The sequence below is a fragment of the Neisseria sp. WLZKY-1 genome, assembly GCF_046546535.1.
Classification (GTDB): domain Bacteria; phylum Pseudomonadota; class Gammaproteobacteria; order Burkholderiales; family Neisseriaceae; genus Neisseria.
Genome location: NZ_JBKGTW010000147.1, coordinates 1 through 312, shown reverse-complemented (window position 1 = coordinate 312; position 312 = coordinate 1). Strand labels below are relative to the sequence as shown.

The following is a 312-nucleotide window of genomic DNA, read 5'->3' as shown; positions in this document are numbered from 1 at the left end:
AATACCTTAAAAAACACAAGGTCGCCCTCGTCGTGATGGAAAGCACCGACGGTCTCGAAATTCCCGCCGCCAAAGCCATCCACCGCGCAGGCATAGCCGTCATTATCGCCAACCCGCGTCAGACGCATCAGTTTGCCCAATCGCAGTCGCTGACCAAAACCGACGCCAAAGATGCCAAAATGCTCGCCTTCTTCGCACAGATGACGGCACAGAAAGAAGGTTGGCAAACCATGCTCTACCACCCGCCCACCGAAGCGGAAGAAGTGTTGGAAGCATTGGTTAACCGCCGCAACCAGCTGGTGGATATGCGGA

1 protein-coding gene is annotated in these 312 nt (G+C 55.4%); it reads left to right on the top strand.

The annotated features are described in order from the left end of the window. A partial coding sequence (locus tag ACLD9W_RS12600; protein WP_410842309.1) for an IS110 family transposase occupies positions 1-312 on the top strand: 312 nt, incomplete at both ends.